12 protein-coding genes are annotated in these 13,082 nt (G+C 73.5%); 6 read left to right on the forward strand and 6 right to left on the reverse strand.

Translation table 11 applies throughout. The annotated features are described in order from the left end of the window. Positions 1–54: 54 nt before the first annotated feature. The 3 genes from ACFWB8_RS09945 to ACFWB8_RS09955 form a co-directional block, all read right to left on the reverse strand. On the reverse strand, positions 55–1,389 hold the full coding sequence (locus ACFWB8_RS09945; RefSeq protein ID WP_385224074.1) for a hypothetical protein: 1,335 nt from the start codon (positions 1,387–1,389) through the stop codon (positions 55–57). Then, on the reverse strand, positions 1,386–2,225 hold the full coding sequence (locus ACFWB8_RS09950) for a hypothetical protein (RefSeq protein ID WP_385224198.1): 840 nt from the start codon (positions 2,223–2,225) through the stop codon (positions 1,386–1,388). The genes ACFWB8_RS09945 and ACFWB8_RS09950 overlap by 4 nt, the downstream gene beginning before the upstream one ends. A gap of 107 nt (positions 2,226–2,332) precedes the next feature. Further along, positions 2,333–4,480, reverse strand: coding sequence for a right-handed parallel beta-helix repeat-containing protein (locus ACFWB8_RS09955; RefSeq protein ID WP_385224076.1), 2,148 nt, complete (start codon positions 4,478–4,480; stop codon positions 2,333–2,335). A gap of 234 nt (positions 4,481–4,714) precedes the next feature. Here ACFWB8_RS09955 and hmgA point away from each other — a divergent pair, with 234 nt between their 5' ends. After that, complete coding sequence (gene hmgA, locus ACFWB8_RS09960) at positions 4,715–6,046, forward strand: homogentisate 1,2-dioxygenase (protein WP_385224078.1); 1,332 nt, start codon at positions 4,715–4,717, stop codon at positions 6,044–6,046. 43 nt (positions 6,047–6,089) lie between these two features. Further along, on the forward strand, positions 6,090–6,839 hold the full coding sequence (locus ACFWB8_RS09965) for a GntR family transcriptional regulator (RefSeq protein ID WP_385224080.1): 750 nt from the start codon (positions 6,090–6,092) through the stop codon (positions 6,837–6,839). 38 nt (positions 6,840–6,877) lie between these two features. On the opposite strand, the gene ACFWB8_RS09970 is transcribed toward ACFWB8_RS09965, so the two are convergent. Further along, the gene (locus ACFWB8_RS09970; RefSeq protein WP_385224082.1) at positions 6,878–7,042 is read right to left on the reverse strand and encodes a hypothetical protein; all 165 of its coding nucleotides are present in this window, start codon (positions 7,040–7,042) and stop codon (positions 6,878–6,880) included. Positions 7,043–7,236: 194 nt separating this feature from the next. Here ACFWB8_RS09970 and ACFWB8_RS09975 point away from each other — a divergent pair, with 194 nt between their 5' ends. Then, on the forward strand, positions 7,237–8,361 hold the full coding sequence (locus tag ACFWB8_RS09975) for a type ISP restriction/modification enzyme (protein ID WP_385224200.1): 1,125 nt from the start codon (positions 7,237–7,239) through the stop codon (positions 8,359–8,361). 49 nt (positions 8,362–8,410) lie between these two features. Here the strand turns inward: ACFWB8_RS09975 and ACFWB8_RS09980 are convergent, their stop codons facing one another. Then, entirely contained in the window at positions 8,411–9,136 is a 726-nt protein-coding gene (locus ACFWB8_RS09980; RefSeq protein ID WP_385224084.1) for a TetR/AcrR family transcriptional regulator, read from the reverse strand. A gap of 105 nt (positions 9,137–9,241) precedes the next feature. On the opposite strand from ACFWB8_RS09980, the gene ACFWB8_RS09985 reads away from it, so the two are divergent. From ACFWB8_RS09985 to ACFWB8_RS09995, 3 genes are all read left to right on the forward strand, one after another. Then, positions 9,242–10,231, forward strand: a complete 990-nt coding sequence (locus ACFWB8_RS09985) for an ATP-binding cassette domain-containing protein (protein WP_385224086.1) — start codon at positions 9,242–9,244, stop codon at positions 10,229–10,231. Next, positions 10,228–11,016: an ABC transporter permease gene (locus ACFWB8_RS09990; RefSeq protein ID WP_385224088.1), complete on the forward strand. Its 789-nt coding sequence runs from the start codon at positions 10,228–10,230 to the stop codon at positions 11,014–11,016. The genes ACFWB8_RS09985 and ACFWB8_RS09990 overlap by 4 nt, the downstream gene beginning before the upstream one ends. A gap of 347 nt (positions 11,017–11,363) precedes the next feature. Then, a complete protein-coding gene (locus tag ACFWB8_RS09995) occupies positions 11,364–12,563 on the forward strand; it encodes a CaiB/BaiF CoA transferase family protein (protein WP_385224090.1) in 1,200 nt (399 codons plus the stop codon). Between the two features lie 37 nt (positions 12,564–12,600). Here ACFWB8_RS09995 and ACFWB8_RS10000 read toward each other — a convergent pair whose 3' ends face one another. Beyond that, positions 12,601–12,870, reverse strand: coding sequence for a hypothetical protein (locus ACFWB8_RS10000; RefSeq protein ID WP_385224092.1), 270 nt, complete (start codon positions 12,868–12,870; stop codon positions 12,601–12,603). Between the last annotated feature and the right edge of the window lie 212 nt (positions 12,871–13,082).

Raw genomic sequence — 13,082 nt, forward strand, 5'->3', positions numbered from 1 at the left:
CTCCTGGGTCGCGCCGGGTCATGGCGGGGGGCGCCGGGCTCGGTTCAGTGCGCTTCAGTTCAGCAGGAGGCTGAGTCCGCCGACCGTGTACGTGATCATCAGCGCGAGCAGCGGGAGCTGTCCGGCGATGGCTTTCGCGGGCGGGAAGAGGCGGACGGAGCGGTCGTGGGCCGCGATCACGCCGAGCACGTGACCGGTGACCACGGCGATGACCTGGAGGGCGGCGAGGGCCCCTGGACCCAGTGGCGGCAAGGGTTCGGAGGCGTTGTCAGTGCCGAATGCGATGCTCACTGTGCGTGGTCCTGTGGTGACAAGGAGAGAGAAGTAGTGGGCGATGAGATAGCCGAGCGCGATCGGCACGAGTGAGTGCGCGAAGGCCGTCAGCGGGCCCGGGTGCGGGCCGCTGACGAGGCGGGTGGCCGCCGCGCAGAGGCAGTACAGGGTGGCGACGAGGGCGATGGAGCCGAGGAGTCCGAGGGTGGCCGTGGGGGTGCGGCCGAGGGGGGAGGTCTGGATCGCGTTGATCCACGAGGGGCTGTCCGAGAAGCCGTCGTAGGCGGTGGATCCGAGCAGGACGCAGACGGTGGCGACGAGTCCGGGCCGCTCGGGCGTCGCGTCGAGTCCGTGGAAGGGGTTACGGAGAACCAGGCGGCCGTCGCTGCGACGGCCGAGCGGGGAGAGCCGGGCCAGGAGGCCGGAGTACACCTCGAAGGCGTCTCCGTCGGCGAACCAGCGCTCGCCGAAGCGGGCGGCGAGCAGGAGCTGGGCGGTGGCGTAGGCGGTGAGGGCGATCAGGAGGGTGGTGGTGGACGCGGGTTCGGGAGAGACGAGTTCGAGCCAGGTGAAGGCGAACAGCCAGGCGGCGGCGGGCCATTGGCCGAGCCGGGCGGGCAGGGGGCGGTCGCCGGGGGGCCGCGCCCGGGAAAGGAGGGCGTGCAGAGCGCGGAGCGGGTTGAGCAGGCGCCAGACGGGGCCGAGGAGGAGGGAGGCGGGGACGAGCCCGACCCAGAGCAGGACGTAGACGGCGCCGGGAGCGGGGTTGCGGGCGGGGTCGTCGGGACCGAGGAGGAGGTGCAGGAGGACCGCGAGCGCGGCTGCGAGGCCGAGCCCGCGCAGGGTGGTGCGGGTGGCCGGCGCGTCGGCCACCCGCTGGATCCCGGCGGGCAGGGCGAGGCCGGAGCGGTCGCCGCGGAAGCGGGAGGTGGACCAGAGCAGGCCGAGCGCGAGGAAGGAGACGAAGAGTGCGGTGAAGGCGCCGGCGAAGGCATAGAAGGGAGAGATGGGCAGATCGTGCTGGGACCCGATGCCGTGCGCGAGCACGGTGGACGGATCGGCCGGGTGAAGGACCACGCCCCGGCCGCCGCCGCCCACCGCCGGGAGCGTGGTCATCGGACGAGGAGCTGGGTCAGGACGAGGTCGGACTCGTGGGTCTCGACCTCGAAGAGGCCCGTGCGGTCGGCCGTCAGGACCAGGGTGGCCTCCTGGCCTGCCGGCAGGGCGAGTTCCTTGTCGAAGCCGTGGACGTGGAGGGTGTCCGCGCGGTCGCTGGTGACCCGCAGGGCGAGGCGTTCGCCGCGCTTCAGCTCGGTGCGGCCCGGGGCGGGGGTGACCTTCCCGTCCCGGACGGTGAGGGTGACCGTGCGGTCGGCCTGCGCTTCCGCGGGCGGGGACGCGGGTGTGGAAGCCGGCGGGGACGCGGGCTGGGATGCGGCCGGGGTGTGGCTGTGGCCGGTCGTGCCCGGGGGGCCGGCGGTGAGCTGGAGCGTGCCCTCGACCGGCTTGCCGGCGACGGCCCAGGCGGTGTGGTCGTCCGCGTAGAGGCGGACGGTCAGGGTGTGCGTGCCCTCGGGCACCTGCGCCGCGGGCAGGTGGAACCAGGGTCCGTACAGGCGGGCCAGTTTGCGGCCGTCGAGCTCCAGGTGCGCGTGGCCGGCGCCCAGGAGGGCGGCGCCGCCGGTGCTGTCGGGGGTGAAGTCGAAGTTCCGCACGGTCAGCTGGAGGTTCCAGCCGTCCTCGGAGTCCGGCCGGGCGGCGACCCGCACCTCCGGCGCGCCCTCGGCCGGGACCTGCCGGAGCCGGTGGCCGGCGCCGTCGTCGGTGGTCAGGAGGGTGCCCGTGCTGCCGGAGGCCTGCTCGTGGCTGGTGCCGGGCTTGTGGTGGGTGGTGGCCCGCCCGCCGCAGCCGGCCGCCGCGCCGCCGGTGAGCAGCAGGACCAGGACGAGCAGGGCCGCCGTGCGGGCGCTCCGGGCGCTCCGGGCGCTGCGGGCACCCCCGCGGCGGCGGGGCGGCGTACCGCAGGCGTCGCACCGGATGCGGTCCTCGGGGTGGTCCGTCACGGCGCGCCGCCCGTGGTGGTGTCGGGGCCGGCCTGGGCCTCGGCGCTCAGGGCGGAGGTTTGGCCGGCCGGGACCGGGGCGCGGCCACCGACCGGATCCTCGCCCGGGACGGCGGGGCGGACCGGGGCGTCGGCGCCCGGGCGGGCCGCGGCGACGACCGCCCACAGCACCCAGAACACGGCCACCAGGGCGCGCATCCAGGCGGGGCTCAGCGGGATCCAGGGGATCATCAGGACGGCCTTGTCGAAGGCGTCGAGCAGGGTCAGCGCCCCGAGCAGCATGCTCAGCCGCGCCAGCCAGGGGCGGGTGGGGTTCAGGGCGACGCCGGTACCGGTCCACCACAGGCCCAGGCACAGCAGCCCCAGCGCCGGGACGGGGGTGCCGACCAGGGGCATCGTGGAGCCGGACACGTCCAGGGCCAGTCCCGCGAGGCCCAGCAGGAAGGCCGCGGTGCCCAGGCGCGAGGTGCGCAGGCGGCGCCACCACAGCAGGCCGCCGACCAGCAGCAGTACGGCCGCGACGGCCAGGGCGATCTGGGTCTCCACCCGCTCCAGGCCCCGGGCGCCGTACCAGTCGCAGCCGGCCGGGAGCTTGCGGGCCTGGACGCTGTAGTCGGCGCAGACCAGCAGCTGGGCCAGCTTCACCGGCTCGCCCACGAGGCGGGCCGAGGCCCCGGAGACCGAGCCGCGCCGGTCCCCGCACTGGGGCAGCGTGCCGGGGGTCGAGCCGTCCGGGCCCGCCTGCCAGCAGTTGCCGCGGCCCTGGCCGTCCCACCAGACGTCCATGCCGTTGGGGCGGGAGGCTCCGGACTTGTCCTTGCCGAGGATGTTGGCGGCGTAGCGGTTGTGGTGGGAGGTGTCGGTCTGCTTGTCCCAGGACTCCTCGCCGCGGATGAAGGCCGGGACCGCGCTGAGGAAGAAGGCCGCGCGCTTGTGCCCGTACACCCAGTTGTTGTCGTACACGTTCCAGTTGCCGCCGGCGGTGATGATGCCGGTGCCCGGGGGCATGGAGATCTGCGGGCAGACGACGCCCTGCTCGTAGCCGCGCTCGACGGGCGGTTTGGCGCAGGTGCCGTCGGCGACGTAGTGGTAGTAGTCCGCGTTGTTGTCGTGGATCAGGTTCCGCTCGAACTTGGCGTGGTTCTGCGGGAGTCCGGGGTGTCCGGGGAAGGCGCTGTCCATCGAGGCGCCGCCCATGTTCTGGTCGAACTCGTTGTCGTGCACCCACACCGAGTCGCCCGCCGTGCCGGAGTAGCCGACCATGTTGTGGTGGCTGCGGCAGCCGGTGATCTCGATGGAGTAGCGCGGGACGTCGTAGCCGCGGCCGTCGTTGATGTTGGAGGCGCTGCCGGGGTAGATGCCGGAGTCGCCGTTCCCGTACGACTCGCAGTTCTTGTAGAGCCCGTGGTCGCTGGCGAAGGTCAGGAAGCCGTACTCGTCGTTCCAGCGCGTGAGCACGTCGTCGATGACGAAGCCGTCGCCCGCGAGGACGTACAGCGAGTTGAAGGTGGTGCGCTGCGCGGTGAAGTTGCGGAAGTAGATGCCGTTGGACTTGTCGGCACGGATCCCGTTCAGCTTCTGGTACTTGGCGTCGATGACGACGTCCAGGCGGGTGGCGCCGGTGCCCTCGATCTGGAGGCCGCTCTTGCCGAGGATGGCGACGAGGTTCTGGTTGTGGCGGCAGGCGGCCTGCTGCTCGTACGACAGGATCTGGTAGCCGAGCGAGGAGTTGGGGGCCTGGAGCGCGGAACACTCGCCCGTCGGCTTGGCGAGCGAGGGCTCCTCCTCGTAGAGGCCGGGGAGGATCGCGATGTTCATCCCCGGCCGGCCGACGGCGTCCACGGCTTCCTGCAGGTGGCGGTAGCCGCTCTTCTCGCACCGCTCGTACAGGGCGAGGTTGCGCTGCCTGAGCTCCTCGGGGAAGGCGGATATCCGGCGCTCGAAGGCGGGCCGGTCGGTTTTGCAGACGATCAGGTCGGGCTCGGCCTGGCGGTACTGCGGTACGGAGCCGGTGCCGTCCGGGAGGGTGACGGGGCGCTCCTCGTGCGCGTCGGCGGGGGGCGCGGCGACGAGGAGGGACAAGAGCGCGAGAAGGGCGGCGAGGAGCACCGCCGGCACGGCAGGAAACCTGCGGGTCCACGACATGCGCGAGAGAGTAGAGCAATGTTCATCTTTTGGGATCCCCCTTCGCAGTAATCAGTCGGAGCAATGAGTCGGAGCAATGAGTCGCAGCGGTCAGGCGCGGCAGTCGCGGCAGTCGCGGCCACATTCGGGCAGGCCGCCGAAAGCCGTCGTTGACGTGCGGGGCGGGGAATCCTACTGTCAGCCATAGGATTCCTTGACGGTCCCCGAGAGACCTCCGACAGAGCGGGAGCAGCCATGAGCGAGCAGGCCACGAAGACGGCGCAGGGGCTGGAGTACCTCACCGGCTTCGGCAACGAGCACAGCTCGGAGGCCGTCCCCGGCGCGCTCCCGCTCGGCCGGAACTCACCCCAGCGCGCGCCCCTCGGCCTGTACGCGGAGCAGCTCAGCGGCAGCGCGTTCACCGAGCCGCGCAGCCACAACCGCCGCTCGTGGCTCTACCGGATCCGCCCGTCGGCCGCGCACCCGCCCTTCACCCGGACCGACAACGGCGCACTGCGCACCGCGCCGTTCACCGAGACGGTTCCCGACCCCAACCGGCTCCGCTGGAACCCGCTGCCCGACCCGGCCCCCGGCACCGACTTCCTGGCCGGCCTGTGGACGCTGGGCGGCAACGGCGACGCGACCCAGCGCGCCGGCATGGCCATCCACCTCTACGCCGCCAACTCCTCGATGACCGACCGGGTGTTCAGCAGCTCCGACGGTGAGCTGCTGATCGTCCCGGAGCGCGGCGGACTGCTGCTGCGCACCGAGTTCGGGCTGCTCAGCGCCGGTCCCGGCGAGATGGCCCTGATCCCGCGCGGCGTCCGCTTCCGCGTCGAGCTCCTCGACGCGGACGACGACGCCTCGGCCCCCGCCCGCGGCTACGTCTGCGAGAACTACGGCCAGCCCTTCGAGCTGCCGAACCTGGGCCCGATCGGCGCCAACGGCCTCGCCGCCGTCCGTGACTTCCGGGCCCCGGTCGCCGCGTACGAGGACGCCGACCGCCCCACCGAGGTGGTCAACAAGTTCTGCGGCAACCTCTGGTCGGCGACCTACGACCACTCCCCGCTCGACGTCGTGGCCTGGCACGGCACGCACGTCCCGTACGTCTACGACCTGCGCCGCTTCAACGTCATCGGCTCCATCAGCTACGACCACCCCGACCCGTCGATCTTCACCGTGCTCACCTCGCCCTCCGATACGCCGGGCCTGGCGGGGGTGGACTTCGTGGTCTTCGCCCCGCGCTGGCTCGTCGGCGAGGACACCTTCCGCCCGCCGTACTTCCACCGGAACGTGATGAGCGAGTACATGGGCCTGATCGAGGGCGCCTACGACGCCAAGGCCGAGGGTTTCGTCCCCGGCGGCGGCTCGCTGCACAACATGATGTCCGCGCACGGCCCCGACCGGGAGACCTTCGACCGGGCGAGCGCCGCCGAGCTGAAGCCGCAGAAGATCGACGACGGGCTGGCCTTCATGTTCGAGACCCGCTGGCCGGTCACCGCCACCGCCCAGGCGGCCGGCGCGGACCACCTCCAGCCCGCGTACGACGACGTCTGGCAGGGTCTCCAGCGCCACTTCCGCGCCTAATATGCGCAGCACGCCCCCTGTCCAGCCGTACGGAGAACCACCCGTGACCGCCTTCGCCCCCGACTCGCTGGTCCTGAACCGGAAGCTGCCGCTCTGGTACCAGGTCTCCCAGTCGCTGCGCGCCTCGATACTGGGGCGCACCGCGGACGCCTCGCTGCGCCTGCCCACCGAGGAGCGGCTCGCCGAGCACTACGGGGTGAGCGTGCTGACCATGCGGCAGGCGCTCAAGGAGCTGGAGGGCGAGGGCCTGATCAGCCGCCACCGGCGGCGCGGCACCTTCATCGAGCCGGCGGCGATGCGCGGGGCCCCGGTACGGCTGCTGGGCTCGGTCGACGCGATCGTGGCGCAGCAGTCGGGTGACCGTACGACGATTCTCGGCCATGAGCGGACGGCCGTGTCCGGGGAGCTGCTGGAGCACTTCCCGGACACGGCCGAGGTGATCTCGTACCGCAGGCTGCGCCACGACAGCGAGAGCGGCGAGCCGACCAACTGGGCGGAGAACGCGGTCCTGCCGGAACTCGCCGAGGCCATCGACCTGGGCGATCTGGAGCGCTGGCCGATGACCAAGGTGCTGCGTGACATCGTCGGGGTCCGGATCAGCCGGATCACCGACACCGTCGAGGCCCGGCTGGCCGACCCGGTGACGGCCGAGCTGCTCCAGGTCCCGCTGCTCAGCCCGATCCTGCACTACACGGGCGTGACGTACGACAAGGACGGCCGGGTGGTGGACGTGGCGCGGATCCGCTACCGCGGAGACCGCTTCTCCTTCACGGTCACCGTCGACGCCCACTGACCGGCTGACCGGCTGACCGGCTGATTACGGCAGCCCGGCTACTTCTCGTCCTCCTCTGCCCGGCGCTCGCCCTCCGCCTGGGACGGCGTGGTGCGCGTCGTCTCGGGGTGGTGGCGCTGGTCGCGCTGCCTGTCGTCCATGTCCTCGTCGAGCCGCTCGCCCTCGGCCTGCGAGGGAGTCGAGTATTCGTCGTACTGACTCATGACCGTCTCCTCGATCCGCTCGTCCGCTCGATCCACCCGATCCGCCTGATTCCGCCCGATCTGCTCGATCGGATCATTCGGACACTTTCGGGTACATCACGAGCGTAGTCCTCCGGCCTGGACACAGCCCGGCCGCCGGGCGGCGTCGCTACCATCGCCGGGTGAGCGCTGACGTACCGCTGCTTGACGATCTGATGCCCTGGGCCGTCGACGGCCTGCGCCTGGGCCGGTCCTGGGTGGCCGCCCCCGACCCGGCCACCCTGCGCGCCCGCTGGACCGTCCTGACCGGCGCCGAAGGAGCGGAGCGGGAGCGGCTGTTCCGCCCGACCCGCAGCCGTACGCCCGCCGCCGGCGCGGCCGCGCTCCCGGGGCAGCGCGCCGGCTCCACGGCCCGGTTCGCGGACACGCCCGGCCCCTGCCCCGAGCCCGTACGGGTGCTGCGCGAGCCCTTCGACGAGCAGTGGCTCCTGCCCGACCAGCGGCTGATCGACACGGCCCGGCCGGAGCTGTGGCGGGTCCTCGACGAGCACCAGCTCTTCGCCGTCGAGGTGCCGGAACTGCTGGTCACCGCCCATCTCCCCGCCGGCCGGCTCGGCCGGATCCGCCCGCTGCACCGGCGACCCGGAGGCGCCGAGCCCAATCTCGCACCCGGGCTGCTGCCGCTGCTCGGCGAGCACTACGGCGGCTGGGTCACCCCCGAGGACGTGCTGTGCTGGATCCTCGCCGCGGGCCGCCCGGGGCCGCGGGGCTACGAGGTCCCGCTCACCGCGGACCCCGGGCGCTGGCGCGCCGGCCTGGAGCTGGGCCACCGGCTGCTCACCGTCCAGCTGCGCGGCGCCCGCGGCGGGGAGGCGCCCCGGCTGCCCGGCGGGCGCCGGCCGTACGTCCGCTCCGCGCTCGCGGCGTGGCCGCACGAGGCGGCGTACGACCCGCAGACCGAGACGCTGAGCCTCGGGAGCGGGACCGTCTCCCCCGTCCCGGCCGCGGCCTGGGAGTACGAGGTCCAGGGCACCCGGGTGCTGGAGGCCTGGTTCGCGGCCCGCCACGCCCACCGCGACCCGGAGGCCGACGGGCTCGAGGCGCTGGGCCCGGCCGAGTGGCCGCAGCACTGGACCTCGGAGCTCCTCGCCCTGGTCACGACCCTGGCCCTGCTGGCCGACCTGGCCCCCGAGCGGGCGCGGTTCAGCCCCGGGCCGCCGCTGGCCGCCGCCGGGCTGCGGGCGGCCGGGGTACTGCCGCCGCCGCGCTGGGCCCGACGCCCCGCCTCGGTGCTGGACCACCAGGAGGAGGGCCCGGGCGGCCAGTTCGCCCTCCTGTAGTCCGGGCGATCGGTCCGGGCGATCAGGCCCGGGCGATCAGGCCCGGGGTTCAGGCACCCCATGCCGTCAGCAGCCGGGCCATCGAGCGGTCGAAGGCGGCGGCCAGCTCCGGTCCCGCGGTGGTGACCGGAGTGGCCGAGGCGAGCGCCGCCGCGAGGTGCGGGTACTCCCCCGTCGCCAGCCGGGAGCCGAGCCAGGCCGCCCGTACGCCCTGCTCCTCGGCCTCGCTCCAGGGGAGTTGGCGACTCCGCTCGGCCAGCGCCAGCTCGCCCGCCACGTACGTGGCCACCGTGCCGTTGATCGCGGCGATCAGCTCCAGCTTCTCGCCGTCGGGCGCCTTCAGCGGCGCCAGGCAGGCGAGGCTGTGCTCCAGGTACCGCAGGGCGTTCGGGCTGAAGCCGTGGACCGGGCTCAGCAGCCGGGGCAGCCAGGGGTGGCGCCGCATCAGCTGCCGCGTCTGGCGCGCCAGCGCCAGCTGGTCGGCGCGCCAGTCGCCGGTGGGCGGGGTCAGGTCGTACTCCGCGCTGACGGCGTCGACCATCAGCTCGTACAGGTCCTCCTTGCGGGGGACGTAGTTGTACAGGGACATCGTCCCGGCGCCGATGCCCGCCGCCACGCGCCGCATGGAGACGGCTTCGATGCCCTCCGCGTCCGCGATCCGCACCGCCTCCGCCGCGATCGAGTCGCGGCTGTGCGCGGGCCGGGGGCCGCGGCCGGCCCGCTGCGGGCGGGCCCAGATCACCGCGGGTTCAGTGGCGCGGTCGCCGGTCGTCATCGCGCACCGCCTCGTCGCTCTCGTAGCCCTCGTCGTCGCCTCTTCACGTCCATGGATCACCATCCTAGTTACGTACGGCGTACGTAGTGCGGTAGGGTGCCACTCATGACGACTACGTACGCTGTACTTAGTGAGGCGCTGGAGAAGCGCTACGGTGACGTCCAGGCCCTGCGCGGCCTCGACCTCGCCGTCCCCGAAGGCACGGTCTGCGGCCTCCTCGGCCCGAACGGCGCGGGCAAGACCACCGCCGTCCGGATCCTCGCCACCCTGACCGCGCCCACCGGCGGCCGCGCCCTGGTCGCGGGCCACGACGTGACCCTCGAGCCCGCCGCCGTCCGCCGCGCCATCGGGGTCACCGGCCAGTACGCCTCGGTGGACACCGACCTGACCGGCCGCGAGAACCTCCGGCTCTTCGCGCGCCTCACCGGACTGCGCGGGGCCGCCGGCCGGACCCGCGCGGACGAGCTGCTGGACCGCTTCGGCCTCGCCGAGGCCGCCGACCGGGTGGCGTCCACCTGGTCGGGCGGGATGCGCCGGCGCCTCGACCTGGCCGCGGGACTCCTCACCGACCCCCGGGTGCTGTTCCTCGACGAGCCCACCACCGGCTTGGATCCTGCGGCCCGCGAGCAGATCTGGACCGCGGTACGAGCCCTCGCCGACCAGGGCACGACCGTGCTGCTCACCACCCAGTACCTGGAGGAGGCCGACCGCCTCGCCGACGACATCGTGGTCGTGGACCGCGGCCGAACCGCCGCCAGCGGCACCCCGGCGGAGCTCAAGGCCCGGATCGGCTCCCACGCGGAGGTCACCGTGACCGCGCGCGAGGCGCTCGCGGGTGCGGCCGTCGTGCTCGACCAGCTCACCGGCGGCCGGCCCGCGCTGGACGAGGAACGCCTCACCGTCGGCGTGACCGTGGCGGACGGCGCCCTCACCCTGCCCGGGATCGTCCGCGCCCTCGACACCGCCGGGATCCCGGTCACCGACGCGAGCCTGCGCCCGCCCACCCTCGACGAGGTGTTCCTGCGCCTCACCCGCGTCCGCCGGGCCGAGCACGCCGGCCGACACCCCGACCAGAGCCAGGAGCACGCGGCATGAGCACCCTGCTGTCCGACGGCGGCGCCGTCCTGACCCGCCAGTTGCAAAAGGCCCGGCACGCGCCGGCGCTGCTGATCCTGACCCAGACCATGCCGATCACCATGCTGCTGTTCTTCGGGTACGTCTTCGGCAGCGCGCTCGCCATGCCGGGCGCGGAGTACCGTGAGTTCCTGGTTCCGGGGCTGCTCGCCGCGACCGCCGCGAACGGCCTGATGACCGGGATGTTCACGGCCGCGCAGGACGCGCACCGCGGGGTGATGGACCGGCTGCGGACCCTGCCGATGAGCCGGGCCGCCGTACCTCTGGGCCAGACGGCCGCGGACCTGCTGACCACAGCGGTCTCGATGGTGCCGCTGATGCTGGTCGGGCTGGCGATGGGCTGGCGGGTCGAGAACGGCCTCGGGGGTGCGCTCGGGGCCCTCGGCGTGCTGCTGCTGTTCCGGTTCGCGACCGCGTGGGTGGGGACGTACCTCGGGCTGCTGAGCCGGAGCGAGGAGGCGGCGGGCCAGCTCGGCAGCGCCACCTTCGTCCTGCCGATGCTGTCCAGCGCGTACCTGCCGACCGCCGGGCTGCCCGGGTGGCTGCGGGCGGTCGCCGAGTGGAACCCGATCAGCGCCGTCGCCACGGCCGTGCGCGCGCTGTGCGGGAACGCGGGCGGCGAGGCCGCGGCGGGCGCCGCCTGGCCGGCCGCGCACCCGGTCGCGGGGGCGCTGCTCTGGTCCCTCGTACTGCTGGTCCTCTTCGCGCCGCCGGCCACGCGCAGGTTCGCGCGCGGCCGGGACTGAGGCCGGGACGCAGTGACGGTGCCGCCGCCGTCGTCGAGGGCGTCCGTACGCGGCACCTGGACATCGGCCGTGAAACGGCCAGGGTCACCCGCGCGCCGGTGGACTCCAGCGCGGCCAGGGTTCCGCCCGCCCGGAGCGGGAAGTCGATGCCCAGTTGCGAGGGCAGCGGCGAGAACACTCCGGCGGAGAGGGGCGATGCGGCCGGGCGGCCGGGCGGCCCATGGGCGGCCCTTCCGTACGAGTCGACGGACGACACGCCGTACATTACGCACGCGAACTGATCATCAGTGTGCATTTCGCACCGCACACGGGTGACAGACCGCCCTCCACCCGGTAGGCAGGGCGCCATGACCACCACCGAGCCCCTCCCCCTGGACGGCATCACCGTCGTCGCCGTCGAACAGGCCGTCTCGGCCCCGTTCGCCACCCGCCAGCTCGCCGACCTCGGCGCCCGCGTCATCAAGGTCGAGCGGCCCGACGGCGGCGATTTCGCGCGCGCCTACGACACCGCCGCGCACGGGCTGGCCTCGCACTTCGTCTGGGCCAACCGGGGCAAGGAATCGATCGCGCTCGATCTGAAGGACCCGCGCGGCCGGGAGGTCCTGCACGGGCTGCTCGACGGCGCCGACGTGTTCGTACAGAACCTCGCCCAGGGGGCCGCCGCCCGGCTGGGGCTCGACTCGGCGGCGCTGTGCGCCCGCTATCCGCGGCTGGTCGCGGTGGACGTCTCCGGCTACGGCGCCGAAGGCCCGTACGCCCACAAGCGCGCCTACGACATGCTCGTGCAGTGCGAGGCGGGCCTGGTCTCGGTGACCGGCACCCCGGAGCAGCCCGTCAAGGCGGGCATCCCGGCGGCTGACATCGCGGCCGCCATGTACACCTTCTCAGGGGTGCTCGCGGCCCTGCTGCGGCGCGGGACCACGGGGCGCGGGGGCAGGGTTGAGGTGTCGATGCTGGACGCGCTGGCCGAGTGGATGGGCCATCCGCTGCACCTGACGATGCACGGCGGGCAGGAGCCGGTACGCACCGGCCTGGCGCACGCGGTGATCGCCCCCTACGACGCCTACCCGACGGCGGACGGCGACCGGGTGCTGCTGTCGGTGCAGAACGACCGGGAGTGGCGCCGCCTCGCCGAACAGGTCCTGGAGCGGCCGGAGTTGGCGCTCGACCCGGCGTACGCGACGAACGCGGCGCGCACCGCGAACCGGGAGAAGACCGACGCGGTGGTGGCCGAGGCGCTGGTCCGGCTGGGCGCGGACGAGGCGATCGCCGCACTGGAGGCGGCGGGCCTGGCCTGCGCACGGCTGAACTCGGTGGCCCGGCTGGCCGGGCATCCACAGCTGGCGGCGCGGGACCGCTGGCGGGAGGTGGGATCGCCGGCCGGTCCACTGCGGGCCCTGCTGCCGCCCATCGGACTGCCGGGTGGCGCGGCACCGCACATGGGTGCGGTGCCCGCGCTCGGCGAGCACACCGAAGCCCTGCTGGGCGCCCTGGGGATGACGGGCGCACAGATCGCGGCATTGCGCCGGGACGGTGTGATCGGGTGAATCAGGCCGGGACGAAACGGCGTCGCTTCGGGGACAGTTACGAGCGGCGGCTGCCGAAGAGCGTGCGACGCAGACGGCGCAGCGGCGCGAAGAGCGAGACGCGCGCGCTCCGGCTCCGCAGACGGTGCGTGTGGTCGCGGGAGGTGAGCTCGCGCATCAGCAGCGTCGCCTCGGCGGCCTCGCGCTGCGGGACGGCGGGGCCGCCCAACACGGCGAGATGGCGGTCGAGGCGCGAGCTGGTCGCGCTGCTGCCGCAGGTGATGGCAGGCACGCGAGGCGGCCTGCTGCGCATTGCTATCTGTTCCATGTCTCTCCCCACCCGTACGAGGGCACCCGGCCCGGGCAGGTTAACCCTATCGCCCCCGCGTCGCGCCCGGGTATCCCGGTGGTGTGAATTACCCCTACCACAACGGGGAGTTGACGATTACTCAGCGGAGTCGACGGTTACTCTCCGCACAATTTCGACGCCATGCGGACTCCCTGCGCGGCGGGAGTCACTCAGCGCGCACTGCGCTAACT

The organism is Streptomyces sp. NPDC060031 (genome assembly GCF_042736805.1).
In the GTDB taxonomy this organism is placed as follows: Bacteria; Actinomycetota; Actinomycetes; order Streptomycetales; family Streptomycetaceae; genus Streptomyces.

What these genes read in the sequence shown, in the direction of transcription:
- ACFWB8_RS09945 (WP_385224074.1), bottom strand. Translation starts at nt 1,389, where the DNA reads ATGACCACGCTCCCGGCGGTGGGCGGCGGCGGCCGGGGCGTGGTCCTT.
- ACFWB8_RS09955 (WP_385224076.1), bottom strand. Translation starts at nt 4,480, where the DNA reads ATGTCGTGGACCCGCAGGTTTCCTGCCGTGCCGGCGGTGCTCCTCGCC.
- hmgA (WP_385224078.1), top strand. Translation starts at nt 4,715, where the DNA reads ATGAGCGAGCAGGCCACGAAGACGGCGCAGGGGCTGGAGTACCTCACC.
- ACFWB8_RS09970 (WP_385224082.1), bottom strand. Translation starts at nt 7,042, where the DNA reads ATGAGTCAGTACGACGAATACTCGACTCCCTCGCAGGCCGAGGGCGAG.
- ACFWB8_RS09975 (WP_385224200.1), top strand. Translation starts at nt 7,237, where the DNA reads ATGCCCTGGGCCGTCGACGGCCTGCGCCTGGGCCGGTCCTGGGTGGCC.
- ACFWB8_RS09980 (WP_385224084.1), bottom strand. Translation starts at nt 9,136, where the DNA reads ATGACGACCGGCGACCGCGCCACTGAACCCGCGGTGATCTGGGCCCGC.
- ACFWB8_RS09985 (WP_385224086.1), top strand. Translation starts at nt 9,242, where the DNA reads ATGACGACTACGTACGCTGTACTTAGTGAGGCGCTGGAGAAGCGCTAC.
- ACFWB8_RS09990 (WP_385224088.1), top strand. Translation starts at nt 10,228, where the DNA reads ATGAGCACCCTGCTGTCCGACGGCGGCGCCGTCCTGACCCGCCAGTTG.
- ACFWB8_RS09995 (WP_385224090.1), top strand. Translation starts at nt 11,364, where the DNA reads ATGACCACCACCGAGCCCCTCCCCCTGGACGGCATCACCGTCGTCGCC.
- ACFWB8_RS10000 (WP_385224092.1), bottom strand. Translation starts at nt 12,870, where the DNA reads ATGGAACAGATAGCAATGCGCAGCAGGCCGCCTCGCGTGCCTGCCATC.